A 24,327-nucleotide genomic window follows, 5' to 3' on the forward strand; every position below is an offset into this window, starting at 1 on the left:
TGCCAACTCGCCCAGTCCTGCCGACTCCGCCCGATGAACAAAGGCGGAGCAACCGGGGGAGAGCACGGTGCGGAAACGCCCGTGCTCTCCCCCGGTCGTCGTAGATTTCCGGGAGAAGCTGTCGATCCGAGCGCGTCCTGTTCGACGCCTGGGTGAGAGCCGGAAACGACGAACCCAAGGAGCACGGCCATGCCCAAGCTGCGTGTACACAACCTCACGGTCTCGCTGGACGGCTTCGCCGCAGGTCCGCGGCAGCGGCTGGAGCACCCGCTCGGCGAGGGCTTCGAGGGGTTTCACGAGTGGATGTTCGCCGCGATGCGGGACGCCGCCGACGGTAAGACGGGCATCGACGTCGAGTACGTGGTGCGCGGCGAGGAGAACATCGGCGCCACCATCATGGGGCGGAACATGTTCGGGCCCCAGCGCGGACCGTGGCAGGACGAGTCGTGGAAGGGGTGGTGGGGCGACAATCCGCCGTACCACAACGACGTGTTCGTGCACACGCACCACCTGCGGCCCTCGCTGACCATGGAGGGCGGGACCACGTTCCACTTCACCGACGAGCCCATCGAGACGGTGCTCGGGCGGGCGTACGAGGCGGCGGCGGGCAAGGACGTCCGCATCGGTGGCGGAGCGGCCACCATTCAGCAGTACCTGCGCGCCGGGCTGATCGACGAGCTGCACCTGGCCATCGTTCCGGAACTCCTCGGCAGGGGTGAGCGCCTGTTCGACAACCTGGGGGACGGGATCGACGGCTACCGGGTCGCCGAACTGGTCGGTTCGCCGGCCGTCACGCATGCCCGGCTGGTCCGCCGCTGACGCATTCCCGGCGGATGCCCCTCAGTCGTTTCAGTCATTCCCAGCGGGTGCACCTCAGTCGTCTCCGGCGGGTGCGACCGGTCCCGGCGCCCCCGCCCGCAGCCCGTCCATCACGAGGTCCAGCAGACGGGCGGCGCGCGGTTGCCAGGCGCTGTGCGGGTCGATCTGCCAGAGTCCGGCGATGGCCAGGACGAAGTCGTCGGGGGACACCCCCGGGCGGATGGTGCCCGCCTCCTCGTTCGCCTTGAGCAGGAGAGCGACGGCCGAGGACACCGGGCCGTGACCCATCCTGGTCAGGGTGCCGCGCGGAGTGCTGGTGGTGGTGGCCGTGCGCAACGCGTCAGCCAGGCCGGCCTTGGCCATGGCGTACTGGGCGAGGCGGTTCATCCACTCCCGCAGGGCCTGGTCCGGCGGGTGGGTTTCCAGCAGCTGTGCCGCGGTGTCGGCGACCTGCTGCACCTCGTAGCGGTAGACCTCCAGGACGAGTGCCTCGCGGTTGGGGAAGTTGCGGTAGAAGGTCCCCTGGCCGACGCCCGCCTTCTTCGCGATCGCACTCAGCGGGGCGTCCGCCGAGCACGTCAGTTCACTGAGCGCCACTTCCAGGATGCGCTCGCGATTTCGTTGCGCGTCGGAGCGCAGGGGGGCGTCCTTCTCGGGGGCCACTTGTCCTCCTTCCGGAACGACGGCCGGTCCGCCCTTGCTAAGCGGACAGCGGTCCGTTAGGTTCATTGATAGCGGACAGGTGTCCGTTTAGAGTCCACTCTAGTGGCTGTCAAGCTCCGTGCACATGGCCGGAACCGATTGCCGACCGGCATTCTCGCGCACCGGCTGCTTTTCAAGCCGCCGTGGATCTCCCATTCGACACGGATCTCCCATTCGACTTCGACGCGCACCTCGAACGCGAAAGAAGGCTGATCATGGCCCCAGCCCCCTCATCGACGTACAGCGCCATCACCCTGAACATCAACGGCGAGAAGTACACGCTTCCCGTCGACCACCGCACCACCCTGCTCGACGCGCTGCGCGAGCAACTCGATCTGACCGGTACCAAGAAGGGCTGTGACCAGGGGCAATGCGGCGCCTGTACGGTGCTGCTCGACGGGCGCCGGGCGGTGTCCTGTCTGCAACTCGCGGTCGCCGCCGAGGGGCGCGCGATCACCACCATCGAGGGCGTGGCGGACGACGAGCGGCTGCATCCGGTGCAGCAGGCCTTCCTCGACCTCGACGGCTACCAGTGCGGTTACTGCACGCCGGGGCAGATCTGTTCGGCCCTCGGCGTCATCGAGGAGCACGCGGCGGGCTGGCCGAGCGCCGTGACCGCCGATGTCCGGCCCGAAGCGGGCGCTCCACCGCTTACCGCCGAGGAGATCCGCGAGCGGATGAGCGGCAACCTGTGCCGCTGCGGCGCGTATGTGTCGATCGTCCGGGCGGTGGCGCGAGCGGCGGAGGCCCAAGCGGCAGAGCCTCACGTGGCCGAGGTCGAGGCCGAGGCCGAGGCCGGGATCGGCGCCAAGGGGGCGGCGGCATGAGGGAGTTCGGCTACGAGCGCGTCCTCGACGTCTCCGGCGCGGTCGCCCTGCTCGGCGACGACCCCGAGGCGCGTCTCCTCGGCGGCGGCACCAACCTCGTCGACCTGATGAAGGCCGGTGTGGAGCGGCCGACCCGGCTCATCGACGTACGTGAACTGCCCCTGGACCGGATCGAGTTCACTCCCGACGAGGGTCTGCGCATCGGCGCCACCGTCACCAACAGCGATCTGGCGGCCCATCCCGAAGTGCGGCGCCACTACCCGGCGTTGGCGCAGGCCGTCCTGGCCGGAGCCTCGGGGCAGCTGCGCAACATGGCCACGGTCGGCGGTAACCTGCTCCAGCGCACCCGCTGCGGCTACTTCACCGACCTGGCGAAACCGTGCAACAAGCGTGCCCCCGGCAGCGGTTGCCCCGCCATCGAGGGCGAGCACCACAACCACGCGATCCTCGGCGCCTCCGCGCACTGCGTGGCCACGCACCCCTCGGACATGGCGGTCGCGCTCACCGCCTTCGACGCCGTGATCTCGTACGAAACGGCCGACGGGCCGGGCGAGTTGGCGCTCACCGACTTCTATCTGCCGGTGGGTGATACCCCGCATCTGGAGACCGCGCTGCCGCCCGGTGCACTGATCACCGGCGTCACGCTGCCGCCGGCCCCGGTGGCCGCCCACTCGCGGTACCGGAAGGTGCGCGAGCGCGCCTCGTTCGCGTTCGCGATCGGCTCGATCGCGGCCGCGCTCGACGTCCAGGACGACGTCGTACGCGAAGTGCGCCTCGCCTTCGGGGCGGTGGCATCCCGGCCCTGGCGGGCCAGGGCGGCCGAGCGGGTGCTGACCGGCGGCCCGGCGAGTGCCGAGACGTTCGCGGCCGCCGCGGACGCCGAACTGGCGGCCGCGAAGCCCCTGCCCCACAACGGATACAAGGTGACGTTGACGCGCAACCTCGTCGTGGCCGTGCTCACCGAACTCGCCGAGGAGGCCGCCCGATGACGACCAGCACCGAAACCACGGCGGTGACGAGGGCCGTCGGCACCGCGCACACCCGCGTGGAGGGCCTCGCCAAGGTCACCGGAGCGGCGCGCTACGCCGGAGAAGTCCCCGACCCCGAACTCGCGCACGGCTGGATGGTGTTGTCCACCGTGGCACGCGGCCGCGTCCGCGCGGTGGAGGACGCCCCGGTCCTCGGAATGCCCGGTGTCCTCACCGTCCTGCACCACGGGAACGCCCCGCGTCTCGCCGGGAACTACATGAACCCGTTCGGCCTGCCCGACCCGGTTCTTCAGCTCTTCCAGCACGACCAGGTGCCGTACGTCGGCTGGCCGGTGGCCCTGGTCGTCGCCGAAACACCCGAGCAGGCCAGGGAAGCGGCCGAGGCGCTGGTGGTCGAGTACGACCAGGAGCCGCACGACGTCGCGTTCTTCGCCGGACGCCCCGGGATGTACACACCTGAGGGCTCGGCGCAGGGAAAGGGCGACCTGGAGGCCGAACTCGCCTCGTCCGCCGTGGTCGTGGACGCGGAGTACACCACACCGGAAGAGCACCACAGCCCGATGGAGCCGCACGCGGCGACGGCGCGCTGGGACGACGGCCGGCTCGAAGTGGTGGACTCCAACCAGGGCAGCAGGTTCGTGGCGGACGAGCTCGCGCAGCTGTTCTCGCTCGACCCGGGCTCGGTGCGGGTGCGCTCCGAACACATCGGCGGCGCCTTCGGATCCAAGGGGACCCGCCCGCACCTGGTGCTCGCGGTGATGGCGGCGACGGTTCTGCACCGACCGGTCCGGGTCGTGACGACCCGCCGTCAGATGTTCTCGCTCGTCGGCTACCGAAGCCCCACGGCGCAGCGCGTCAGGCTCGGCGCCGACGCCGACGGGCGGCTGCGCGCGCTCGACCACCAGGCGGAGTGTCTGACCTCGACCGTGTATGAATTCATCGAGCGCAGCGCCGATTACGGACGTCCGGTGTACGACGCGGACGCGCACCACACCGTCAACCGTGCCGTACGGCTCGACGTGCCGACGCCGACCTGGATGCGCGCCCCGGGCGAGGCGCCGGGCTCGTTCGCGCTGGAGTCGGCGCTCGACGAACTCGCCGAGAAGTGCGGCATCGACCCCATCGCGCTGCGCGTGCGCAACGAACCGGCCGTGGGGCCCCTGTCCGGACTGCCGTTCAGCAGCCGCAATCTCCTCGCATGCTTCGAGGAGGGCGCCCGCAGGTTCGGCTGGGCGGACCGTGACCCGCGTCCCGGTGTCCGCCGCGAAGGGCGCCTGCTGCTCGGCACCGGCACGGCCGCGGCCGCGTTCCCCACGCTCTCGGCCCCGTCCACGGCGGCCGTGACGGCGGAGGCGGACGGCACCTTCACGGTACGGATCACCGCCAGCGATGTCGGGACCGGCGCACGCACCGCGCTGACCCAGGTCGCCGCCGACGCGCTGGAGGTGGCAACGGGGCGCATCCGGATGCGGATCGCGGACAGCGACTTCGGTCCGGCGATCATCGCCGGCGGCTCGATGGGCACCCGTTCCTGGTCCTGGGCCATCATCGCGGCGGCACGGGAACTACGGGAGAAACTGGTTCCGGGCGGCGGCATTCCGCCCGAGGGAATCACCGTACGGTCGAACACGGCCGAGGCCATCGGCGCGCTGACGAACAAGGAACGGCACACCTTCGGGGCGCAGTTCGCCGAGGTCGCCGTGGACGTCACCACCGGCGAGGTCCGCGTACGGCGCATGCTCGGGATCTTCGCCGCGGGCCGGATCGTCAACCCGCTCACCGCGCGCGGCCAGTTCATCGGCGGGATGACCTGGGGTCTGTCCATGGCGCTCCACGAGGAGGCGATCCGGGACCAGGCCTCCGGCGGGCACGTCGGCGCCGACCTCGCGGGCTACCACTTCGCCGCGCATGCCGACGTACCGGCCATCGAGGCGGACTGGGTGGACGACCCGGACCCGGACGACCCGGTCGGGATCAAGGGCATCGGCGAGATCGGGGTGGTGGGAGCCGCGGCGGCCATCGCCAACGCCGTCTGGCACGCGACCGGCGTACGCCACCGGAACCTGCCGATCCGGCCCGATCGCGTCCTGCTGGGGGCTGAGGGAGCCCGGGGTGCTTGACATCGCCGACGAGCTGAACCGGTGGGTCGGGGAGGGCCGGGACTTCGCCGTCGCCACCGTCGTGAGCGTCGGCGGCAGCGCGCCGCGCGGTCCCGGCGCCGCCCTCGCCGTCGACAGCCACGGCACGGCCATCGGCTCGGTGTCCGGAGGCTGTGTCGAAGGGGCGGTGTACGACCTGTGCGTCCAGGCGCTCCAGGACGGCACGACGGTCCTCGAACGCTTCGGCTACAGCGACGAGGACGCGTTCGCGGTGGGCCTGACGTGCGGCGGGGTGATCGAGGTGCTGGTCACACCGGTACGGGCGGCCACCTTCGTACGTGCGGACGCACCCGTGTTCGCGGCATGGCTGGCCGCCGCCGCCCGGGAGGAGACGGTGGCTCTCGCCCGGGTGGCCCGGGGGCCGGCCGAACTGCTGGGCAGGGCGCTCCTGGTTCACGCCGACGGGTCGTACACGGCGTACGAAGGAGGCCTCGGCGACTCGTACGACGGGGCTCTCGTCCATCGCCCGGAGCTGGACCGGACCGCCGCCGCGGAGGCCCACGCGATGCTGGACGCGGGGCGCACCGGCACCGTCGAGATCTCCGAGGACGGATCGGGCTGCCCGGGCGGCGTGACGCTGTTCGTCGAGTCGAGCGTGCCGCCGCCCCGGATGATCGTCTTCGGCGCCGTGGACTTCGCGGCGGCGCTGGTACGGGCGGGCAAGTTCCTCGGCTATCACGTGACCGTGTGCGATGCCCGTTCCGTCTTCGCCACGCGCGTCCGCTTCCCCGAGGCCGACGACATCGTGGTCGACTGGCCGCACCGCTACCTCCGGCGCACCGAGACCGACCATCGCACCGTCCTGTGCGTGCTCACCCATGACGCCAAGTTCGACGTTCCCCTCCTGGAGACGGCCCTGCGCCTGCCCGTCGCGTTCGTCGGCGCGATGGGCTCCCGCCGCACCCACGAGGACCGCAACCGCCGACTGCGCGAAGTCGGCGTCACGGAGCGGGAGCTGGCACGCCTGCGGTCACCCATCGGACTCGACCTCGGCGCCCGTACACCTGAGGAGACCGCCCTGTCGATCGCGGCGGAGATCGTCGCGGCCCGGCGGGGCGGGTCGGGCGCTCCGCTGACCGGTGCGGGGACGCCGATCCACCACGACCGGGTGACGCTGTCGGCGACCGCAGTCGGATGACTCCTGCGGAATGACCCCGCACACCGCAGTCTGGAGGTAGGGATTCGGAGCTGGAGTTCTGGAGGTCGGCATGAGCACGATGCACGCGGTACGCGGTCACCGTCGCGGCGGGCCGGAGGAGCTGACGTACGAGGTCGTACCGCGTCCCGAGGCGGGCGCGGGGGAGGTGCTGGTCGCCGTGCGGTCGGCGTCGATCACGTTGGGTGAGCTCGCGTGGGACGCGACCTGGACCGACAGCTTCGACGGCAGCGGCAGCCCGCGCACGCCGATCATCCCCTCCAAGGAGGTCTCCGGGATCGTCGCGCGGGTGGGCCAGGGGGTGACCGACTGGGACTTGGGTGACGAGGTGTACGGGCTGATCCCCTTCACCAGGGACGGGGCCGCCGCCGAGTACGTCGCCGTCCCCGCGGCCGTGCTGGCCGCCAAGCCGGCGGGGCTCGACCACGACCATGTGGCGGCCCTGCCGCTCGCCGGGCTGACGGCCTGGCAGGGGCTGGTCGTGCACGGTGGCCTGCGCCCCGGCTCCCGCGTGCTGGTGCATGGCGGCGCGGGCGGTGTCGGTTCCGTCGCCGTACAGCTGGCGGCCGCACTGGGCGCCTCCGTCACCGCGACGGCGTCCGCCGGAGCCGCGGACTTCGTACGCGAGCTGGGTGCCGAGCAGGTCATCGACTACCGCACCGAACGCTTCGAGGAGCACGTCAAGGACATGGACCTGGTCCTCGACACGGTCGGCGGCGACACCCAGGACCGCTCCTGGCAGGTGCTGCGCCCGGGTGGCGCGCTGGTCAGCATCGTGGCTCCGCCGGACCCCTCGAAGGACGGCGGGGTGTTCTTCGTCGTCGAGCCCGACCGGGCCGGCCTCGACGAACTGACCCGGCTGGTCGAGGCCGGCAAGCTGGTACCGCGGGTCGACCGTGTGGTGCCGCTGGCCGAGACCGCCCAGGCGTACACGGCGCTTGAGGAGGGACACCGGCTCGGAAAGATCGTGCTCCGGGTGTCGTGAGCGAGGGGGTGTCCTGAGCGAGGGGGTGTCCTGAGCGGCTGCCGTGAGCAGGAGGGGCGTGCTCGTCGGCGCCTCACCACGTGTCGATGAACGAGCGCCCGCGCTCCGCGGGGAGAGACGGGCCGCCGTCCAGCGCCGCCAGGATCCACGCCCGCGACTCCGCCGGATCGATCACCGCGTCGATCTCCAGTGCCGCCGCCGCGTTGACCGCCTTCCCGTGCTCGTACAGTTCGGCCACGCGCGCCTCGAAGGCACGCTCGCGTTCCCCGGGGTCGGTGATCGCCGCCAGTTCCTTGCGGTAGCCGAGCCGGACCGCGCCCTCCAGACCCATGCCGCCGAACTCGCCGCTCGGCCAGGCGGCGGTGGCCAGGGGAGCGCGGGTGGAGCCGCCCATCATGGCCATGGCGCCGAGGCCGTACGCCTTGCGCAGGACGAGGCAGACGAGAGGGACGCGGAGGTTCGCGCCGGTCACGAAGAGACGGGCGAAGTGCCGTACCGTGGCGGTGCGTTCGGCGTCCGGGCCCACCATGAAACCCGGGGTGTCGCAGAGCGAGACGACCGGGAGTCCGAAGGCGTCGCAGAGTTGCAGGAAGCGGGCCGTCTTGTCCGCCGCGTCACGGTCGACGGCGCCGCCCAGATGGGCCGGATTGCTCGCGACCAGGCCAAGAGGGCGGCCCTCGATACGGACGAGGCACGTCAACACCCCGATGCCGAAGGCCCCGCGGAGGTCCAGTACCGAGCCGGTGTCCGCCAGCGCCTCGACGGCCGTGTGCATGTCGTACGCGCGTCGGCGGTTCTCCGGGACGACATGCCGGAGCAGCCGCTGGTCCGGTGCTTCCCAACTGGCCTGTGCGCCTTGGAAGTACGACAGGTACTGGCGTGCCACCCGTACCGCCTCCGCCTCGTCGGCCACCGCCAAGTCCACTACCCCGTTGGGAACTTGGACCGACAGCGGACCAACCTCCTCCGGGCGGTACACGCCCAGGCCGCCGCCCTCGATCATCGCGGGGCCGCCCATGCCGATCGAGGCGTCCGACGTCGCGATCACGACGTCGCAGCAGCTGAGCAGCGCCGCGTTGCCCGCGAAGCACCGTCCCGAGGCGACGCCGACCAGCGGTACCAGGCCGCTCAGCCGTCCCATCCGGTGGAAGGTCGTCACGTCCAGTCCGGCTACGGAGGTGGTGTCCGTGTCCCCGGGGCGGCCACCGCCCCCCTCCGCGAACAGCACGACCGGCAGCCGCCGTTCCTCCGCGAGCGCCAGCATCCGGTCGGTCTTGCGGTGGTTCTGCAGCCCTTGTGTGCCCGCGAGCACCGTGTAGTCGTACGACATCGCCACGCACGGCCCGCCGCCCACGCGCCCGGTCCCGGTGACCATCCCGTCGGCCGGCGTCGAACGGATCAGGTCGTCCAGCGAGCGCCGCTGCCGCTGGGCGGCGATCGCCAGGGCCCCGAACTCGGTGAAGGTTCCCTCGTCGCACAGGTCCTGGATGTTCTCGCGGGCGGTTCGTCGCCCGATCGCATGACGTTTCGCGACGGCCTCGGGACGGTTCTCGTCCAGGCCGAGGGCGTAGCGGCGCACCGCCTCGGCCAGATCGGGGCGTACGGCGTCCAGGTCCGGGGCCGTGTCCGCGTCTGACCCGGCGGTCGCGCCGGTCAGCTCGTCCAGTGCCACCAGAGGACGCCCTTCGCCGACCGTCTCGCCCACACGCGCGTGCAGCGCGCGTACGACACCGGCGCCCGGAGCCCGTACGACGTGCTCCATCTTCATGGCCTCCAGGACCAGCAACTGCTCCCCGGCACGCACCGGTTCACCCGGAGCGACGGCGACGGAGACGATCGTGCCGCTCATCGGCGCGTGCACCGTCCCGCCCGCGTCCACCGGATCCGCGTCCTCCTGCGCGGGCAGAAGCTCGGCCAGGTGCTCCTCGACGAATCCGGTGTGCCGCCAGAACCCGGGGCGGTCAAGAACCGCCCGCAGCAAGGGAATTCCGGTCCTTACGCCCTCGACCTCGAACTCGCCGAGCGCCCGCCGGGCCCGGTCGCACGCGGCGGCGAAGCCGTGCGGCACATGGGCGATCACCTTGGCGAGCAATGAGTCTTGACGTCCTCTCCAGCCCGAGGGCTGGAGATTCCGGTCCGTACCGCTTCGCGGTACCACCTTGGGTTCCTGCTTCACGGGTCCGCGCCGGTCCGTGAGGACCGGTCTTACCAGACCTCCACAGGCCTGACTTCCCGCCCGTCCGGCGGTAGGTCCGACAACTGCGTTGTCGGACAAGGCGATAGTGCCATGGTTCTGCGGCCCTCCGGGCCACCAGGGCGAGGATGCCCTACACCTCCACCCTGAAGGGTGGAGCACTGGGCAAGTGTTCGGTAGCGGAGGTCCACCGGGGCGCCGGCCCGCGCCGCCGTGTCGACCCGCACGCCCGGCCACCTGGAGCCGGGGATTGGCCTCGATGAAGTGGAACGCGTCGTCCTGTTCCTGGTCGTCACGTTGTTCTCGCACGAGTTGCTCCCGCACGAGGAATTCGAAGGTGACCAGCCCGGTGCAGCGCGTGGCGTGAGCCATCCGCAGGGCGGCGGAATGAAGCTTCTCCCTTGTGGCGGCGGCCAGTTCGGGTGCGGGCGCGATCTCGATCAGCTTCTGATGGCGGCGCTGGGCGCTGCAGTCCCGCTCCCAGAGGTGCGTGACGGCGCCGGTGGCGTCGCCCACGATCTGCACCTCGATGTGCCGGGCACCCTCCAGCAGCCGTTCCACGTACAACTCGTCGCGCCCGAAGCTGTGCCTGGCCTCCGAGCGGCACCGCTCCCATGCCTGCGCCAGATCCCCGATGGAGCGCACCACCCGCATACCGCGACCGCCACCCCCGCCGACCGCCTTGACCATCACGGGGCCGCCGGTGAGGAATTCCCGCGCCCCTTCGAGCGTGGTGGCGCCCTCCGATCCGGGCAGGACCGGCACTCCCAGCGAAACGGCGAGGGCACGCGCGCGTGCCTTGTCGCCGAACAGATCCAGGACTTCGGGGGAGGGGCCCACGAAAGTGATGCCGGCCGCCGCGCAGCGCCGCGCGAAGGCGGCGTCCTCGCTCAGGAACCCGTATCCGGGATGCAGGAACGCGCACCCGGTCTTCCGCGCGGCCGCCACCACCGCGTCCGCGTCGAGGTAGTCCCGCAACGGCACGGCGTCGTCGGCCCGCCCGGCATGCTGGTCGTCGCCGTCCGTGTACACCGCGACCGTGCGCAGCCCGAGTTCGGAGGCGGCGCGCAGCACCCGTACGGCGATCTCCCCGCGATGGGCGACGAGTACGGCGGCAGATCCCATGTGCCCCTCCTTCCCTGGAAGTTGTGGAAGTTCAGGATGCCGGAGCGGACTCCGCGAGCCAGTCGTACGCGGACCGCGCCGTGAAGTCGGCCTGGCCGCCGCGCAGCAGCAGCCCGGCCGTCGCGAAGGCCGGGTCGTCGGCATGTGCGGCGACGTACGGGATCGCGATGCAGCGCATCCCGGCCGCGTGCGCGGCGGCGGCGCCCGGCGCGGCGTCCTCCATGACCACGCAGTCCGCTGGGGCGGCACCCAGACGGCGCGCCGCCTCCAGGAAGACGTCGGGGGCGGGCTTGCCGTGGGCGACCTCGTCGGCCGAGACGACGGTCGTCAGGTGGGAGGCGAGACCGGAGCCCGCCAGGATCGCCTCGATGGCCTCCGGCGAGGACCCCGAGGCGACGGCCATCGGGACGCCCTCGGCGGCCAGCAGTTCCACGAACTTCCGCATCTCCGGGTACACCTGCGTGGCGGCGCGGGCCAGCTCCAGATAGCGGCGGTTCTTTTCGGCGAGCAGGGTGTCGAGCGGGGCGGACAGGCCGTAGCGCTCCTTCCAGAGCGCGAGCGTCTCCTGGGTGCTGATGCCGACGTACCGCTCGTGGTCGGCCCAGGTGAAGTCGGTGATGCCCTGACCGGCGAGCGTCTGCCGGCCCGCTTCGAAGTAGTTCGGTTCGCTGTCCACGAGCGTTCCGTCGAGATCGAAGATGACCGAAATACCGCCGAGAGTGCTCATGGGGTCCAGGATGCCAAGGGCCGGCTCCTCGAACGCGTGCGGATCAGCCCTTGGCCGCGCGCCCGATCGACTCCACCAGCGGCAGCAGCCGCTGCGGGACCCGCTCGCGCAGCGCCACCTCCGTGCGGGTACGGACGACACCCGGCAGGCTGATCAGCGTCTGGATCACGTCCTCCAGGTGCCCGTTGTCGCGCGCCACGACCCGGGTGAGCAGATCACCGCCGCCCGTGATCGAGAACACCTCGATGATCTCCGGCACGGCGGCCAGCGCGTCGCCGACGTCGTCGAGATGGCCCTGCGTGACCTCGATGTGCACGAAGGCCAGGACGGGATGGCCGAGTGCCGCGGGGGACAGGGACGGGCCCGTACCGGTGATCACCCCGTCCCGCTCCAGCCGGTCGAGGCGAGCCTGGAGCGTGCCGCGGGCGACCCCGAGCATGCGGGCGTACTCGCGCACGCTGGTGCGCGGCTGCTCCAGAAGCAGCCGCAGAATGCGAGTGTCAAGCTCGTCCACGGCCATAGTCCGTTGGCCTCCTTGCTGTCTGCGGCGATCGCCTCAGACTGTACCAATGGTCCAGTAAAAACCGAGCCAGTTGAACCAGTTCCTGGCTGTTGCTTACCTTGTCTGTATTGATGGCGCTGCGCAGCGCCGGACGGCAAGGGCGCCGTACCGGACCCGCGGCGCCTTTCCCATGTCTTGAAAGTGTCGATGCGTAATGGGGGCGGGCCGCCGACGGTGAAGAAGATGTTCATGGCTCCGGATCCGGGACTGTTCCGGCTGCGGGTCTCGCTGCGGGCGGTCCTCGGCATAGGCCTCGCGGTGGCGCTGTCCGAGCTGGCCGGGCTCTCGCTGTCCGCGTCCATCACGGGCGGGCTCGCGGCGCTCCTCGCGCTGTTCACGGTCGGTGACACGACCGTGCGCGGCCAGGCCCTCACCACCGCCCTGCTGCCGGTGGCCGGCCTCCCGGTCCTCGCGCTCGCGACCGCCCTGCACGGGATGCCGCCGCTGCGCGACGCGACCTGGCTCGCGGTGATCTTCTGCGGGGTGTACGCCCGCCGCTGGGGCCCGCGCGGGCACGCGCTCGGCATCTTCGCATTCATGATGTTCTTCACCACCCAGTTCCTGCACGCCGTCCCCGGCCAGCTCCCGCAGCTGTACGCCGCCGTCGCGCTGTCGCTGGCGGCGTCCTCGGGCGTGCGCTTCGGCGCGTGGTGCATCGAGCGGCGCACTCCGCCGCCCGCCGCGCCGGCGCCGCTGGACGGGCGCGGTCTCGCGCGCCCCGCCACGCGTCAGGCCTTCCAGGCGACGGCCGCCTGCGCGTTCGCCCTCTCGGCGGGCCAGTGGCTCTCGCACGACCGCTGGTACTGGGCCGTCGGCACCGCCTGGTGGATCTTCGTGAACACGGCCTCACGCGGAGAGACGCTCATCCGCGGCTTCCGGCGCGTCGTCGGCACGGTCACCGGCATCGTGGCCGGACTCCTGATCGCCGTACCGCTGCACGGCGCCCCGGTACCCACCGCCGCGCTCGTCGCGGTCTGCGTCTTCGGGATCTTCTACACGGCCGCGCCGTCGTACAGCTGGATGATGTTCTTCGTCACCGTCATGGCGGGACTGCTGTACGGACTGCTCGGCGTGCTGCACCCCGGGCTGCTCGGCCTCCGCCTCGCCGAGACCGGCGTCGGCGCGCTCGGCGCCGCGCTCGCCGTCGCGCTGATCCTGCCCATCACCACGCACACGGTCACCGACCGGTGGGTCGAGCGGGCGCTGCACGCGGTCCACGGCTGCACCGCGACGGCGGCCAGGAGGCTCGCGGGCGACGCCCATGCCGACCCGGCGCCGCGGGCGGCGGAGCTCGAAGCACTTCTGGGGCGCGTACGCATGGCGCTCGCGCCCCTGGTGCATCCGCTCAGCCCGGTGCGGGCCCGCAAGGCCCGAGCCCGCCAGATCCTTGCCCTCCTCGACGACTGCGCCCGTGAGGTACGCGGTCTCGCGGCCGTCGCCGCCGACCCGGACGCCTCGCACGACGCCCGCCTCACGGCCGCGTGCCGACGCGTGGAGACGGCGATGGAATCACTGGTCGGCGCGGTGCCGGATCGCGCCCTGACGGCTCACCACGGCGCCCCGGGCCATCACCCCGGCGCCGAGCAGGCACTCGCCCACCTCCACGGCCTGGAGCGCGCCCTCGTCGCGCTGGCCACACCCCTGCGCGGCTCGCGGCTCGCGGGCGTCTGACGTTCCCGGTCCGGGACGCGGCTTATGAGCGTCCCACGCCTTCCGGGCCGGGACTCCGACGTCGGCGCTTGGACACCAGCCCCCGGAATGAGGCACTTTTACCGGCCACCTAGAGGGTGGATCACCGCACCGGCGGGGTAACCCCGCGGCTATCAGACGCACGGAACCCGCGGACCGTGCGGGAGCGGTCCGCGGGCGGAGCCCCTTGGGGGTGGCGCCAATGCGGGACTTCCCTCGCAGAACCGGACACGCAGAGCGCTTCGCGCAGGACGGGAGCGCGGGGTGCCCGGCACCGTGGGACGGCGGGCCGGGAGGGTGGCTGGACCGGGTTCCGGCCGGTCGCGGGGGAGACGGTACGACCCCGAGCGCGCCGTACGCGCAGGTCGGCGCCGGCACCGGTCCACAGACCCCGGGCCTCATAGGACAGCTGATCCCCGGTCGTTTCGACGCCGGCGCCCGAACCCGTCACGACGCCGGCTCCCGCGGCCCCGAGCCCGCGCCGGACGAACTCCGGCGCGCCGCCGCCGAGTTCCTCACCCTTCACCACACCGAGCAACGCCTCGGCGACCCGGGCCGCCGGATCGCCGCCGCGCGCCGGGAGATCGCGGACACCGGGACCTACCGCCACACCACGGAAGAGCTCGTCTTCGGTGCGCGCGTGGCCTGGCGCAACGCCAACCGGTGCATAGGGCGGCTGTACTGGCACTCCCTGTGCGTGCGGGACCGCAGGGACGTCCGGGACGCGGAGGACGTCGCCGAGGGCTCGGCGGACCATCTGCGGGAGGCGACGCACGATGGCCGGATCCGGGCGCTCATCACGGTCTTCGCGCCCGACGAGCCGGGGCGCCCCGGCCCCAGGATCTGGAACGAGCAGCTCATCCGGTACGCGGGCTACGCACGCCCGGACGGTGGCGTGACCGGCGACCCGCGCAACGCGGGCCTCACCTCGCTCGCCCGGCGGCTCGGCTGGCCCGGCGGCCCAGGCACCCCCTTCGACGTACTGCCGTTGGTGATCCAGAGCGCCTACGACAAGCCCCGCTGGTTCGCGCTGCCCCAGGACGCGGTGCTCGAAGTGGAGCTCGCGCACCCCGAGTACACCTGGTGGCGCGCGCTCGGGCTGCGCTGGCACGCGGTGCCCGCGCTCGCCAACATGTGCCTGGAGATCGGTGGCATCTGCTACCCGGCGGCCCCGTTCAACGGCTGGTACATGGGCACGGAGATCGGCGCCCGCAACCTCGCCGACACCGACCGCTACGACCTCCTGCCCCTCATCGCCGACCGCCTGGGCCTGGACACCCGCACCGACCGCTCCCTGTGGAAGGACCGCGCGCTCGTCGAACTCAACCGCTCCGTCCTGCACTCCTTCGACCGCGCGGGTGTCACCGTCACCGACCACCACACCGAGTCCCGGCGCTTCCTGACCCACCTCGGCCGCGAGGAGCGCAAGGGCCGCCCGGTCGGCGCGGACTGGTCGTGGATCGTGCCGCCCATCTCCGGCAGTGCCACGCCCGTCTTCCACCGCACGTACGAGGCCGTGGAGCGGCGGCCCGCGTACGTCCACCACCTGGACGCACTTGAACGGGCGCGGGGCACTGCCCTGGTCTAGACCGCCGATCTTCGACTGCTACCGTCGGCCCCGGAACGGCGCAGGACCGAGAGGGGTCAGCAGTGGCACACGGCGGCAGGCGGCAACAGCGGGCGTTCATCGGCTCGTTCACGGCGGCGGGAGGCCTCGGCGTCCTCACCGCGGCCGTGGACCCGGGCAGCGGCGCGCTGACCGTCCTGAGCGCGGTGGACGGCGTCCCCGACCCCTCGTATCTCGCCCTGTCGGCCGACCGGGACATGCTCTACGCGGTCAGCGAGACGGCCGACGGCGCCGTGGCCGCGTTCCGCGTGCACGGAGAGAAGCCGGAACTCACCGGGCCGCCCGTACCGGTCGGCGGCAGCGGTCCCACGCACCTCGGCCTGTTCGCCGGACACGTCCTGACCGCCAACTACGGCTCCGGCAGCGTCACCGCCGTACCCGTTCGCCCCGGCGGCGGCCTCGCGAGCACCGCCTCCAGCGTGCTCCAGCACACCGGCTCGGGCCCGCACACCCCGCGCCAGCAGGGCCCGCACGCCCACCAGGTGCAGTCCGACCCGAGCGGCCGGTGGGCGGTGAGCGTCGACCTCGGCACGGACTCCGTACGGGTGTGCGCGCTGGACGGAGGAACGCTGACGCTGCACCGCGAGATCGCCCTTCGCCCCGGCTCAGGACCCCGCCACCTCGTCTTCCATCCGCGCGGCGAACACGCGTACGTACTCAACGAACTCGCCCCCACTGTCACCGTCTGCCGCTGGGACACCGCCGAAGGCTCGCTGCGGCCCGTCGGCGAGACGCCGGTGCTGTCGGGCGTCCCGGACGGTGACGCGTACCCGTCGGGCATCGTCGTGTCGCCCGACGGGCGCTTCGTGTGGACCGCCACCCGCGGCCAGGACGTCGTCTCCGTGCTCACGCCCGACGCGGTCGGCGAAGGGCTGCGGCTGGTCGCCACCGTGCCCTGCGGCGGCACCTGGCCCCGTGCGCTGGCCATCGACCCCTCGGGCCGCTTCCTGTACGCCGCGAACGAGCGCTCCGGCGACGTGACCTGGTTCGCGGTCGACCCGGACACGGGTGTGCCGCGCCGCGGCGGTTCGGTGCAGGCTCCGGCGGCGTCCTGCGTGGTCTTCGGCTGACCTCGCGTCGTGCGCCCGTGGGCACGCCTGTGCGGGCCCACGGGAAAGGGCCCGCCCCTGCGAGAGGAGCGGGCCCTTTCCGTGTACTGGTCTTACGGGTCGACCTGGCCGTAAGGGCGGTACTGGCGAACCGGACGGCTAGCGGACCGGCGTGCCCTGCGGCTGCTGCGGGGCGATACCCAGCGCCGTCGTGTACTTGGCCAGCGCGAGCTTGCCGATCGCCGGGTACGGGCCGAGCGCCTCGGCGGCGGAGCAACCCGCCTCCTTGGCGGCCGCGTCGAGCAGACCCGCGTCGAGCTCCGGACCGATCAGATACGGCGCGAGCGCCAGCTGCTGGGAGCCCGAGCCACGCAACTGCTCAGCGGTGGCCGCGATCGCGCCCTCCTCGTCGAGCGCCGCCGCCATCACCGGCACGGCGAGCCGCGCGGCGAGCAGCATGCCGGTGATCCCGGCGGCCTGCACGGCCTCCTCGCCGCCCACGGAAGCCAGGATGATGCCGTCCGCGGCGGTCGCCACGGTGAACAGCCGGGCGCGGTCGGCGCGGGCCAGACCCGCCTCCGACAGACGCACGTGCAGCGCCTCGGCGAGCAGCGGGTGCGGGCCGAGCACATCGGTCAGATCGGCCGCGACACGGCTGTCCATGACGGCCTGGCGGATCCGGCGCAGCAGCGCGTTGTCCGGGCTGGCGAGCAGCGGCACCACGACGGCGACGGGGCCGTCGGGCTCGGTCACGTCAGCACCGGCGGCGCGGGCCTGCTCGAAGCGTGCGACACGCTCCTCGGCGGCGTGCGTCAGCACGGACTGCAGCGTGGGGAATTCGTCATTCCCGTCGAGGTACCCGATCCGGGCGTCGAGGCCGGGCAGCTCGGAGCGCGCGATGCTCACGACCTCCTCGGCGAGGCCGCGCGTGGCGGTGCTGGGCGGGCCCGGCACCGCGAGGACGAGCGCGGGCGCACCCTCGGGAGCCGCCAGGGGCTCGGGACGGCGGTGCCGCCCGGGCTGGCGGGGTCGCGGCATTCGTACTGGCAGGCCGGACGCGGGCCCAGTGGGGGAGCTCATGGCGTCGCATGTTACTGGCTTCCTGGGCTCCCCTGTTCGGGGAGGGTGCAGGTGAGCGGTATCCGTCCGCTTTTGTCTGATGAGTTACGTACAGATCAGAAGTGATCAGTACCAACCCACTTGCCTGTCCTGTGATATGTGCCGACGCCCGGGTCGGGCATGGCATCGGCCTCACGTGTCCGACAGGGCGGATCAATCACCCTTTTGGGTCATGTCCTACTCCGTCACCACATACAGCATCTGCTCGTCGCGGGGGAGCGCGAGCCGGTCTCCGGCCAGATCGATGGCGATGAGCACGGCGCCGTGCAGCGGGTCGCCGGCGGGCGGTACCAGCCTGGCGTAGGGCAGTTGCTCCGCCAGCTCCTCCCGCAGCGGTACGAGGAGCGGGTCCCCCATCTTGAACAGGCCACCGGTGCAGGCGATCAGCGCCTCGCCGGTGTCCGGGCAGACAGCGGCCGCGGACTCGGCCATGTGCCGGGCGGCCGTGCGCAGGACGCCCGACGCCACCGGGTCGCTCGCGGCGCAGGCGGCCACCTCCGGAGCGAAGGAGGCGAGTACGGCGGGACGGTCGGTGCGCGGATACAGCTTGCCCGGCAGGGCCGGCATCGGGCCGAACATCTCCTCCGCCCGCGCCAGCAGCGCCGACGATCCGCCGGGGCGTCCGTCGAAGGCGCGTACGGCCGCTTCGAGCCCGGCGCGACCGATCCACGCCCCGCCGCCGCAGTCGCCGAGGAGATGACCCCAGCCGTCCGCCCTGCGCCAGCTCACCAGGTCCGTGCCCACCGCGATCATGCCGGTGCCCGCGGCGACGACCGCGCCCGGCCGTGGTCCGAGCGCACCCGTGTACGCGGTGACCGCGTCGGCGGCCAACGCGAGCCGCCGTACACACAGTTCCCGCTCCAGCGCCGACGGCAGCGCGGCGCGCAGGTCGTCGCCCAGTGTGGCCAGGCCGGCGGCTCCGACGGCGACCGCACGGAGCGTGTCCACCCCGCACTCGGCCATCAACTGCCGGGCCATCGGAAGCAGTTGCTCCAGCAGGTGCCCGGCGTCGATGCCGCGCGGGCCCGTACGGACCGGTTCCCGGGAGGTCAACGGACCCGGGCGGGCCCCCTCGTGGTCGCTGGGGACCGCGAGCACCGCGCGCAGCCCCGAACCCCCCGAGTCCACGGCCAGCACACCGGTGTGCCCGCCGGGGTGCGTCACGGCAGACGCCAGTCCACCGGCTGTGCTCCCTGCCTGGCCAGCAGGTCGTTGGCCCGGCTGAACGGGCGGGAGCCGAAGAAGCCGCGGTCCGCCGACATCGGGGAGGGGTGCGCGGACTCGACCGACGGCAGGTCGCCCAGCAGGGGCCGCAGATTGCGGGCGTCGCGCCCCCACAGGATCGACACCAGCGGACGCCCCCGCGCCGCCAGCGCCCGTATCGCCTGTTCGGTGACCTCTTCCCAGCCCTTGCCGCGGTGCGCCGCAGGGCTGCGCGGAGCCGTGGTGAGCGCCCTGTTGAGCAACAGCACGCCCTGCCCGGTCCACGGGGTGAGGTCGCCGTTGGACGGCTGGGGCAGCCCCAGGTCGGTGTTGAGCTCGCGGTAAATGTTGATCAGGCTGCCGGGCAGCGGACGCACCTCCGGCGCGACCGAGAACGACAGCCCCACCGCGTGCCCCGGGGTCGGGTAGGGGTCCTGGCCGACGATCAGGACGCGTACGTCGTCGAAGGGTTGTTGGAAGGCGCGCAGGACATTCGCGCCCGCCGGGAGATAGGTGCGTCCCGCGGCGATCTCCGCGCGCAGGAAGTCGCCCATCTCGGCGATCCGTCCGGCCACGGGTTCCAGGGCTTTCGCCCAGCCCGGTTCGACGATTTCATGCAACGGTCGTGGTGCCACGGGCGTCACCCTACTGCCGTACACGCGGCGGAGATCAACCGGTGGCCGTCGGGCGACCGAGGATGACCGGTCCGTTGACGGACCGGGTACCCGCGAGACAAGGTGCGCGTCTTCATCGTCCGGTGGAGCCTCCCGAAGGGTTGGGTGGGATCTTCCGGGCCTCAGGCGACGACCGCGGCGCGTACGCAGAGCACATCCGGCAGGTGCGAGGCCAACTGCCGCCAGCTGTCACCGTCGTCGGCCGACGCGAACACCTCGCCGTTGCGGTTGCCGAAGTACACGCCTGCCGGGTCCGCGCCGTCGGTGCAGAGCGCGTCGCGCAGCACCGTGCCGTAGTGGTCCTCGGTGGGCAGTCCGGCCGTCAGCGGCTCCCAGCTCTTGCCCGCGTCCGCCGTGCGGAAGACACGACAGCGCCGGTCGGCCGGGACGCGGTCCGCGTCGGCGTTGATCGGGAAGACGTACGCCGTGTCGCCGCGGTGCGGATGCGTGGCCGCCGCGAACCCGAAGGTGGACGGCAGGCCCGCGCCGATGTCGGTCCAGTGCCCGCCCGCGTCGTCGCTGCGGTACACCCCCCAGTGGTTCTGCAGATACAGCCGGTCCGGAGTCGCCGCGTCCTGCGCGATCTTGTGCACGCACTGGCCGAACTCCGGGTTCGGATCAGGCAGGAACACCGCGGAGACACCGGAGTTGGAGGGCGCCCAGCTCGCGCCGCCGTCCTCCGTGCGGAACACCCCGGCCGTGGAGACGGCGACCGTCACGGCTCGTGGGTCGCGCTGGTCGGTGAGGATGGTGTGCAGCCCCTCCCCGCCGCCACCCGGCACCCACTTCGAGCGAGTCGGGTGCTCCCAGAGGGGACGGACCAGCTCGAAGGACTCGCCCCGGTCCTCCGAGCGGTACAGCGCGGCCGGCTCCGTGCCCGCGTACACGACGTCCGGTTCGGCGGCCGCCGGGTGCAACTGCCACACCCGCTCCAGCGAAGCGCCCGTGTCCTTGGGGAACTTGACGGCGGCCTTGGCCGGCTCGGTCCACGTCCGGCCCAGGTCGTCGGAGTGGAAGACGGACGGGCCCCAGTGCGCGCTGTCCCCTCCGGCCAGCAGCCGCGTGGTCCCGCCCCGGGTGTCGATCGCGACCGAGTACACGGCCTGCGCGTTGAAGTACGGACTCTCGTCGAACTCCCAGGCGCCGCCGCGCCGGCGTCCGATGAAGAGCCCCTTGCGGGTGCCCACGGTGAGCAGTACGTCGGCCATGCCGACCACCTCCGCGACGTCGTTGTCTCAGACACGGGCCAGTCTGCACCCCGCCACTGACAGTCACCTCTGGACTCGGCGTCTCCGCAGGTCAGGGCGGTGGTGTCGATGCTTGGCCGGGATTTACGGCGGTCACCCCCGAGCGGCGGCGCAAGGCGGCGGGGCGCCTGGGACGGACGAGCCGGGGGACTCGGCTGAGCATCGGAGGGGCCGAGCGCGTATGGGAGGGAGATGTGGCAGATCCGTGCGGTTGTGAGGAGGATGCCATTGATGGCGGCATTCCGTGGTCCGAAGGTGTGGCTGTGGCGGTGGCGGCGCAACCCGCTACGGCGGCGCAGTGATGCCCTGGAGGCCTGGGTCGTGCTCGTCGCCTGGGCGCTCACGGTGCTCGGCGGTGTGTTCACGGGCCTCGCGGCCACGCAGGCCGTGGAGCACGGTCTCGCCCAGGAGCGCGCCCAGTGGCGCTCCGTCCCGGCTCTGCTCACCGAGGACGCGCCGGATGAGGGCGCCATGGAATCCGCCGGTGACCTCGTATGGGCGAAGGTGCGCTGGACCGCGGCGGACGGCTCCCCGCGCGCGGGCCAGGCGCGGGTGTCCGCCGGTACCGTCGCGGGCACCTCGGTGACCGTGTGGACCGACCCGCACGGCCGCCTGGTCACCAGGCCCGCCACCGCGTCCCAGGCCAGGCTGCGGGCCGCCCAGGTCGGCGTCCTGGTGGGCGTGAGCGCGGCGAGCGTGCCCTTCGTGTGCGGACGCCTCCTCCGCGGCCGCCTGGAACGCCGGCGCATGGAGCAGTGGGACGAGGAGTGGGAGCGGATCGGGCCCCTGTGGGGGCGGAAGACGAGCTGAGTGGGCCAGCGGTGCGTCGCGCACTGTCTGGACCTCGCCGCGGGGCCGACCGGTCCCACGGCTGCGCCGGTCGGCCCGTGCCCGGACCGGCCGCAGGGCGCCATGCTGATGGCCGACAGGGGAGAAGCCTCCGCAGCGGCCTCGCCCACTCCGACGGCCGGCCGCCGACCCGGCCGCCCGGGCCACGGAGGGCCGCCGCAGAGCGCCGGCGCACGGGACGAAGGCGGGTACCCGGGCAAGGCGGGTACCCGGACGAAGGCGGGCACCCGGCCCTTCCTGTGCGGCACATCTGAGCGTCGGCCCGCGCTGTGCCGCACCGCGTCCGCGCGCCCGTGACACCGACCGGACGCGCGGACGTGTCTCCGTCCGCCCGCCCACCACGGGCGCCGACCGTGAGCCGTCTTGAGCTGCGAGTGATCCCCAGTCCGCGCGCGGGGCGGCCGGCGCGGCCCGGAGCCGTGCACGTTACGTGGCGTCCAGTGCCGCGCGGCAGGTGTGCAGGAGCCGTTCGTCCTCAAGGATGTCGTGGCTGCCGTAGCCGCCGGAACGCCGAGCCCGGTGCCGACGTGGTGCGGCGAGTTCCGCGTGGACCAGATCGTGCGCGGGCGCTGCCGCGGTGCCCATCCGGACCAGGCAGGCGGCGATCGTGCCGCGGGTGTACGCGTTCTGCCGCCAGGCGGAGCGGAGCACCGGAAGGACGGTCTCGGGATCCCCGTCGATGTCCCACAGCGCGCACGCGGCAGCGGTCCGCTCCCACACCTCGGCGGATTCGGCCAGGCGGCGCAGTTCCGGGAGCGCGGGGGCGGCCAACGCCCCCAGGCGGCCCAGGGCTTCGGCGGCCATCCGTGGATGACCGGCCTCCTCCGCGGTCAACTCCCGCAACAGCGGCGGAAGTACGGCCTCCACGTCTCCTGTCACCGACCAGAGCGCGGTGGCCGCCGCGACGGCGCGCTCGCCGTCCAGCAGCTCGCGCAGCGCCGGTATCGCCTCACGCGCGTCCGTCCCGAACGTCCCGAGCGTTCTGGCGAGCGCCTCCACGAGCGAGTCCCGGAACCGCAGTTCGCGCGGCATGCGGTGCAGCAGCCGCAGCACTTCCGGTACGGCGGCGCCGTACCGGAGCCTGCCGAGGGCGGACAGCAGCGGGGCGGCCCGGTTGTACGTGTCCGGGGAGTCGAGGGGGACCTCGCCGAGCCGCTCCCGCAGCAGGGGGGCCAGTTGTTCGGCCGCCGGGCCCAGGCACTCGATCGTGTAGCCGATGTCGCTCGGAATGACGGGTTGGGCCAGCACCTGTGCGAGTGCCGGAACCGCCCGGGAATCCCCGGATCGCGCCAAGGCCTTCAGCGGGCGGCCCAGCGTCGTCGTCCCGCCTCCCCAGGACTCCGGGGCCGCCTCGACAAGGACGGCGAGGCGGTCGGCGGCCGGAACCGCCAGGGTGAACAGGGACTCCAGCACGGAGACGGCGGCATCGCGCAACCGCTCCTCGTCCGAGGCGAGTTGCTCGCCGATCAGCGCGACCGGTTCCTCGTAGTCCGCGCGCCATTCACGGAACAGCCCCGCGGACATCCACACGGCATTGCACCGGTCGGCCGGATCCGCGCTGGTCAACTGCCCCTTGAGCAGGGCGATCCGGTCGGTGGTGCGGTCATCGAGCGCCGAGTGCAACGTACGCAGCAGCTGGGAGCCCTCCTCGTCCGCGGGCCGCAGGCGGCGCAGATGGCCGATGAGGGTGTCGGTGTCGGGCCGTTCGGGCTCGGCTGGCACTCGGGGGCGCTGTGAGCGGGCCCGGAGCAGGGCGACGACGGTGGGCACGAGGTCGGCGGGCAGGCGATCGGGTGCGCAGCCCGCGAGTTGACCGAGCGCGGCGAGCCTCAGCCCCGGGTCGTTCGGGGCGGCACTGAGCGCCATCAGACAGTCCACCGCCGGACCGGCGGACTCGGTGTGCAGTCGTGTGAACAGTCCGAGGCCCTCGGCCAGTGCCAGCCGGACGCCGCCCTCCCGCTCGTCGTCGAGACGCTGCCTCAACAGGCCGAGCACACGCGCCGGTTCGACCAGAAACCGCACGAGCGCGCGGGGCACCGCCCGGCGTACCTCCGGGTCCCGGTCCGCGACCAGCTCGACGAAGACCGCGGCGCCCGCCCGTATCGCGGTCCGCGCCATCGCGTAGTTGTCGTTGTTGTCGTTGTTGTCGTTGGCACGGTCCTCCTCACCGGCGTCGAGCGAGAGGTCGTCCTCGTCGTGTTGGACGTCGTCCGCGTCCCCTCCGCCGATGCTGACCAGCAACTCCACGATGCCGCTCCGGTCGGGGAGTTCGGCGTGCGTGACGAGCGCGAGCAGGAACGGGATGCACGCGAGCGTCGAGTCGTACACATCGCCCTGGTGGTGCACCGCCCCGTACATCCCGTCGAGCGCGGTCTCCCGCTCCTGGGGGCACGGCGAGGCCAGTGCCCGCAGTATCCCCGGCACGTCCTCGGCGCTTCCGTAGGCATGCTGCATCGAGGCCCAGTCGACCTCGTCGATCCCCGTGAACACGGCGTCCTCCCCAGGCGTAAAGCAACTGATCGCGAGTGTGCACCACAGCACTGACAGTGACGCCCGGGAGCCACGTCCGCGATGGTCGCGATCGAGCCGACACCCGCTCGCCCTCCGGCCGCAGGCGCTCCGTTC

The 24,327-nt window shown here is 72.5% G+C and carries 19 protein-coding genes; 10 read left to right on the top strand and 9 right to left on the bottom strand.

All coding sequences use genetic code 11. The features are described 5' to 3' along the window. Nucleotides 1-189: 189 nt before the first annotated feature. Entirely contained in the window at nt 190-819 is a 630-nt protein-coding gene (locus OIC96_RS41890; protein ID WP_330302825.1) for a dihydrofolate reductase family protein, read from the top strand. A gap of 54 nt (nt 820-873) precedes the next feature. On the opposite strand, the gene OIC96_RS41895 is transcribed toward OIC96_RS41890, so the two are convergent. Further along, nucleotides 874-1,482 (bottom strand): TetR/AcrR family transcriptional regulator, encoded by a 609-nt coding sequence (locus tag OIC96_RS41895; RefSeq protein WP_330302824.1) that lies wholly within the window; start codon nt 1,480-1,482, stop codon nt 874-876. 254 nt (nt 1,483-1,736) lie between these two features. On the opposite strand from OIC96_RS41895, the gene OIC96_RS41900 reads away from it, so the two are divergent. The 5 genes from OIC96_RS41900 (at nt 1,737) to OIC96_RS41920 (ending at nt 7,637) form a co-directional block, all read left to right on the top strand. Next, complete coding sequence (locus OIC96_RS41900; RefSeq protein ID WP_330302823.1) at nt 1,737-2,348, top strand: (2Fe-2S)-binding protein; 612 nt, start codon at nt 1,737-1,739, stop codon at nt 2,346-2,348. Then, nucleotides 2,345-3,337, top strand: coding sequence for an FAD binding domain-containing protein (locus OIC96_RS41905; protein ID WP_330302822.1), 993 nt, complete (start codon nt 2,345-2,347; stop codon nt 3,335-3,337). The genes OIC96_RS41900 and OIC96_RS41905 overlap by 4 nt, the downstream gene beginning before the upstream one ends. Further along, nucleotides 3,334-5,457: a xanthine dehydrogenase family protein molybdopterin-binding subunit gene (locus tag OIC96_RS41910; RefSeq protein ID WP_330302821.1), complete on the top strand. Its 2,124-nt coding sequence runs from the start codon at nt 3,334-3,336 to the stop codon at nt 5,455-5,457. Before OIC96_RS41905 ends, OIC96_RS41910 begins: the two co-directional genes overlap by 4 nt. Then, the gene (locus OIC96_RS41915; protein WP_330302820.1) at nt 5,450-6,634 is read left to right on the top strand and encodes an XdhC family protein; all 1,185 of its coding nucleotides are present in this window, start codon (nt 5,450-5,452) and stop codon (nt 6,632-6,634) included. Before OIC96_RS41910 ends, OIC96_RS41915 begins: the two co-directional genes overlap by 8 nt. 70 nt (nt 6,635-6,704) lie before the next feature. After that, entirely contained in the window at nt 6,705-7,637 is a 933-nt protein-coding gene (locus OIC96_RS41920) for an NADP-dependent oxidoreductase (RefSeq protein ID WP_330302819.1), read from the top strand. A 73-nt stretch (nt 7,638-7,710) separates the two neighbouring features. On the opposite strand, the gene OIC96_RS41925 is transcribed toward OIC96_RS41920, so the two are convergent. The 3 genes from OIC96_RS41925 to OIC96_RS41935 are packed head-to-tail and all read right to left on the bottom strand — an operon-like array spanning nt 7,711 to nt 12,203. Next, on the bottom strand, nt 7,711-10,956 hold the full coding sequence (locus tag OIC96_RS41925; RefSeq protein ID WP_330302818.1) for an acetyl-CoA carboxylase family protein: 3,246 nt from the start codon (nt 10,954-10,956) through the stop codon (nt 7,711-7,713). A 31-nt stretch (nt 10,957-10,987) separates the two neighbouring features. Further along, a complete protein-coding gene (locus OIC96_RS41930) occupies nt 10,988-11,683 on the bottom strand; it encodes an HAD family hydrolase (protein ID WP_330302817.1) in 696 nt (231 codons plus the stop codon). Nucleotides 11,684-11,726: 43 nt separating this feature from the next. Further along, complete coding sequence (locus tag OIC96_RS41935) at nt 11,727-12,203, bottom strand: Lrp/AsnC family transcriptional regulator (RefSeq protein ID WP_327426809.1); 477 nt, start codon at nt 12,201-12,203, stop codon at nt 11,727-11,729. A gap of 225 nt (nt 12,204-12,428) precedes the next feature. Between OIC96_RS41935 and OIC96_RS41940 the strand changes: the two genes are divergently transcribed. The 3 genes from OIC96_RS41940 to OIC96_RS41950 all read left to right on the top strand — a co-directional run bounded on the left by OIC96_RS41940 (nt 12,429) and on the right by OIC96_RS41950 (nt 16,631). Continuing rightward, nucleotides 12,429-13,916: an FUSC family protein gene (locus OIC96_RS41940; protein ID WP_330302816.1), complete on the top strand. Its 1,488-nt coding sequence runs from the start codon at nt 12,429-12,431 to the stop codon at nt 13,914-13,916. Nucleotides 13,917-14,136: 220 nt separating this feature from the next. Further along, nucleotides 14,137-15,522, top strand: coding sequence for a nitric oxide synthase oxygenase (locus OIC96_RS41945; protein WP_330302815.1), 1,386 nt, complete (start codon nt 14,137-14,139; stop codon nt 15,520-15,522). A gap of 62 nt (nt 15,523-15,584) precedes the next feature. After that, the gene (locus OIC96_RS41950) at nt 15,585-16,631 is read left to right on the top strand and encodes a lactonase family protein (protein ID WP_330302814.1); all 1,047 of its coding nucleotides are present in this window, start codon (nt 15,585-15,587) and stop codon (nt 16,629-16,631) included. A 138-nt stretch (nt 16,632-16,769) separates the two neighbouring features. On the opposite strand, the gene OIC96_RS41955 is transcribed toward OIC96_RS41950, so the two are convergent. The 4 genes from OIC96_RS41955 to OIC96_RS41970 all read right to left on the bottom strand — a co-directional run bounded on the left by OIC96_RS41955 (nt 16,770) and on the right by OIC96_RS41970 (nt 20,814). Beyond that, complete coding sequence (locus OIC96_RS41955; protein ID WP_330302813.1) at nt 16,770-17,690, bottom strand: sirohydrochlorin chelatase; 921 nt, start codon at nt 17,688-17,690, stop codon at nt 16,770-16,772. A gap of 216 nt (nt 17,691-17,906) precedes the next feature. Further along, nucleotides 17,907-18,893, bottom strand: coding sequence for an N-acetylglucosamine kinase (locus tag OIC96_RS41960; RefSeq protein WP_330302812.1), 987 nt, complete (start codon nt 18,891-18,893; stop codon nt 17,907-17,909). Continuing rightward, nucleotides 18,890-19,567, bottom strand: a complete 678-nt coding sequence (locus OIC96_RS41965) for a uracil-DNA glycosylase (protein WP_330302811.1) — start codon at nt 19,565-19,567, stop codon at nt 18,890-18,892. Before OIC96_RS41965 ends, OIC96_RS41960 begins: the two co-directional genes overlap by 4 nt. A 161-nt stretch (nt 19,568-19,728) precedes the next feature. Then, the gene (locus OIC96_RS41970) at nt 19,729-20,814 is read right to left on the bottom strand and encodes a WD40/YVTN/BNR-like repeat-containing protein (protein ID WP_330302810.1); all 1,086 of its coding nucleotides are present in this window, start codon (nt 20,812-20,814) and stop codon (nt 19,729-19,731) included. A gap of 270 nt (nt 20,815-21,084) precedes the next feature. Between OIC96_RS41970 and OIC96_RS41975 the strand changes: the two genes are divergently transcribed. After that, nucleotides 21,085-21,663: an Rv1733c family protein gene (locus OIC96_RS41975; RefSeq protein ID WP_330302809.1), complete on the top strand. Its 579-nt coding sequence runs from the start codon at nt 21,085-21,087 to the stop codon at nt 21,661-21,663. 465 nt (nt 21,664-22,128) lie between these two features. On the opposite strand, the gene OIC96_RS41980 is transcribed toward OIC96_RS41975, so the two are convergent. Then, nucleotides 22,129-24,192 carry a HEAT repeat domain-containing protein gene (locus OIC96_RS41980; RefSeq protein ID WP_330302808.1) on the bottom strand — a complete coding sequence of 688 codons (2,064 nt, stop codon included), beginning with the start codon at nt 24,190-24,192 and terminating at the stop codon, nt 22,129-22,131. Nucleotides 24,193-24,327 lie beyond the last annotated feature (135 nt).

The sequence above is a fragment of the Streptomyces sp. NBC_00775 genome (assembly GCF_036347135.1).
Lineage (GTDB): Bacteria > Actinomycetota > Actinomycetes > Streptomycetales > Streptomycetaceae > Streptomyces > Streptomyces lutosisoli.

What these genes read in the sequence shown, in the direction of transcription:
- OIC96_RS41890 (WP_330302825.1), top strand. Translation starts at nt 190, where the DNA reads ATGCCCAAGCTGCGTGTACACAACCTCACGGTCTCGCTGGACGGCTTC.
- OIC96_RS41900 (WP_330302823.1), top strand. Translation starts at nt 1,737, where the DNA reads ATGGCCCCAGCCCCCTCATCGACGTACAGCGCCATCACCCTGAACATC.
- OIC96_RS41905 (WP_330302822.1), top strand. Translation starts at nt 2,345, where the DNA reads ATGAGGGAGTTCGGCTACGAGCGCGTCCTCGACGTCTCCGGCGCGGTC.
- OIC96_RS41910 (WP_330302821.1), top strand. Translation starts at nt 3,334, where the DNA reads ATGACGACCAGCACCGAAACCACGGCGGTGACGAGGGCCGTCGGCACC.
- OIC96_RS41920 (WP_330302819.1), top strand. Translation starts at nt 6,705, where the DNA reads ATGAGCACGATGCACGCGGTACGCGGTCACCGTCGCGGCGGGCCGGAG.
- OIC96_RS41925 (WP_330302818.1), bottom strand. Translation starts at nt 10,956, where the DNA reads ATGGGATCTGCCGCCGTACTCGTCGCCCATCGCGGGGAGATCGCCGTA.
- OIC96_RS41930 (WP_330302817.1), bottom strand. Translation starts at nt 11,683, where the DNA reads ATGAGCACTCTCGGCGGTATTTCGGTCATCTTCGATCTCGACGGAACG.
- OIC96_RS41935 (WP_327426809.1), bottom strand. Translation starts at nt 12,203, where the DNA reads ATGGCCGTGGACGAGCTTGACACTCGCATTCTGCGGCTGCTTCTGGAG.
- OIC96_RS41940 (WP_330302816.1), top strand. Translation starts at nt 12,429, where the DNA reads ATGTTCATGGCTCCGGATCCGGGACTGTTCCGGCTGCGGGTCTCGCTG.
- OIC96_RS41945 (WP_330302815.1), top strand. Translation starts at nt 14,137, where the DNA reads ATGCGGGACTTCCCTCGCAGAACCGGACACGCAGAGCGCTTCGCGCAG.
- OIC96_RS41955 (WP_330302813.1), bottom strand. Translation starts at nt 17,690, where the DNA reads ATGAGCTCCCCCACTGGGCCCGCGTCCGGCCTGCCAGTACGAATGCCG.
- OIC96_RS41970 (WP_330302810.1), bottom strand. Translation starts at nt 20,814, where the DNA reads ATGGCCGACGTACTGCTCACCGTGGGCACCCGCAAGGGGCTCTTCATC.
- OIC96_RS41975 (WP_330302809.1), top strand. Translation starts at nt 21,085, where the DNA reads ATGGCGGCATTCCGTGGTCCGAAGGTGTGGCTGTGGCGGTGGCGGCGC.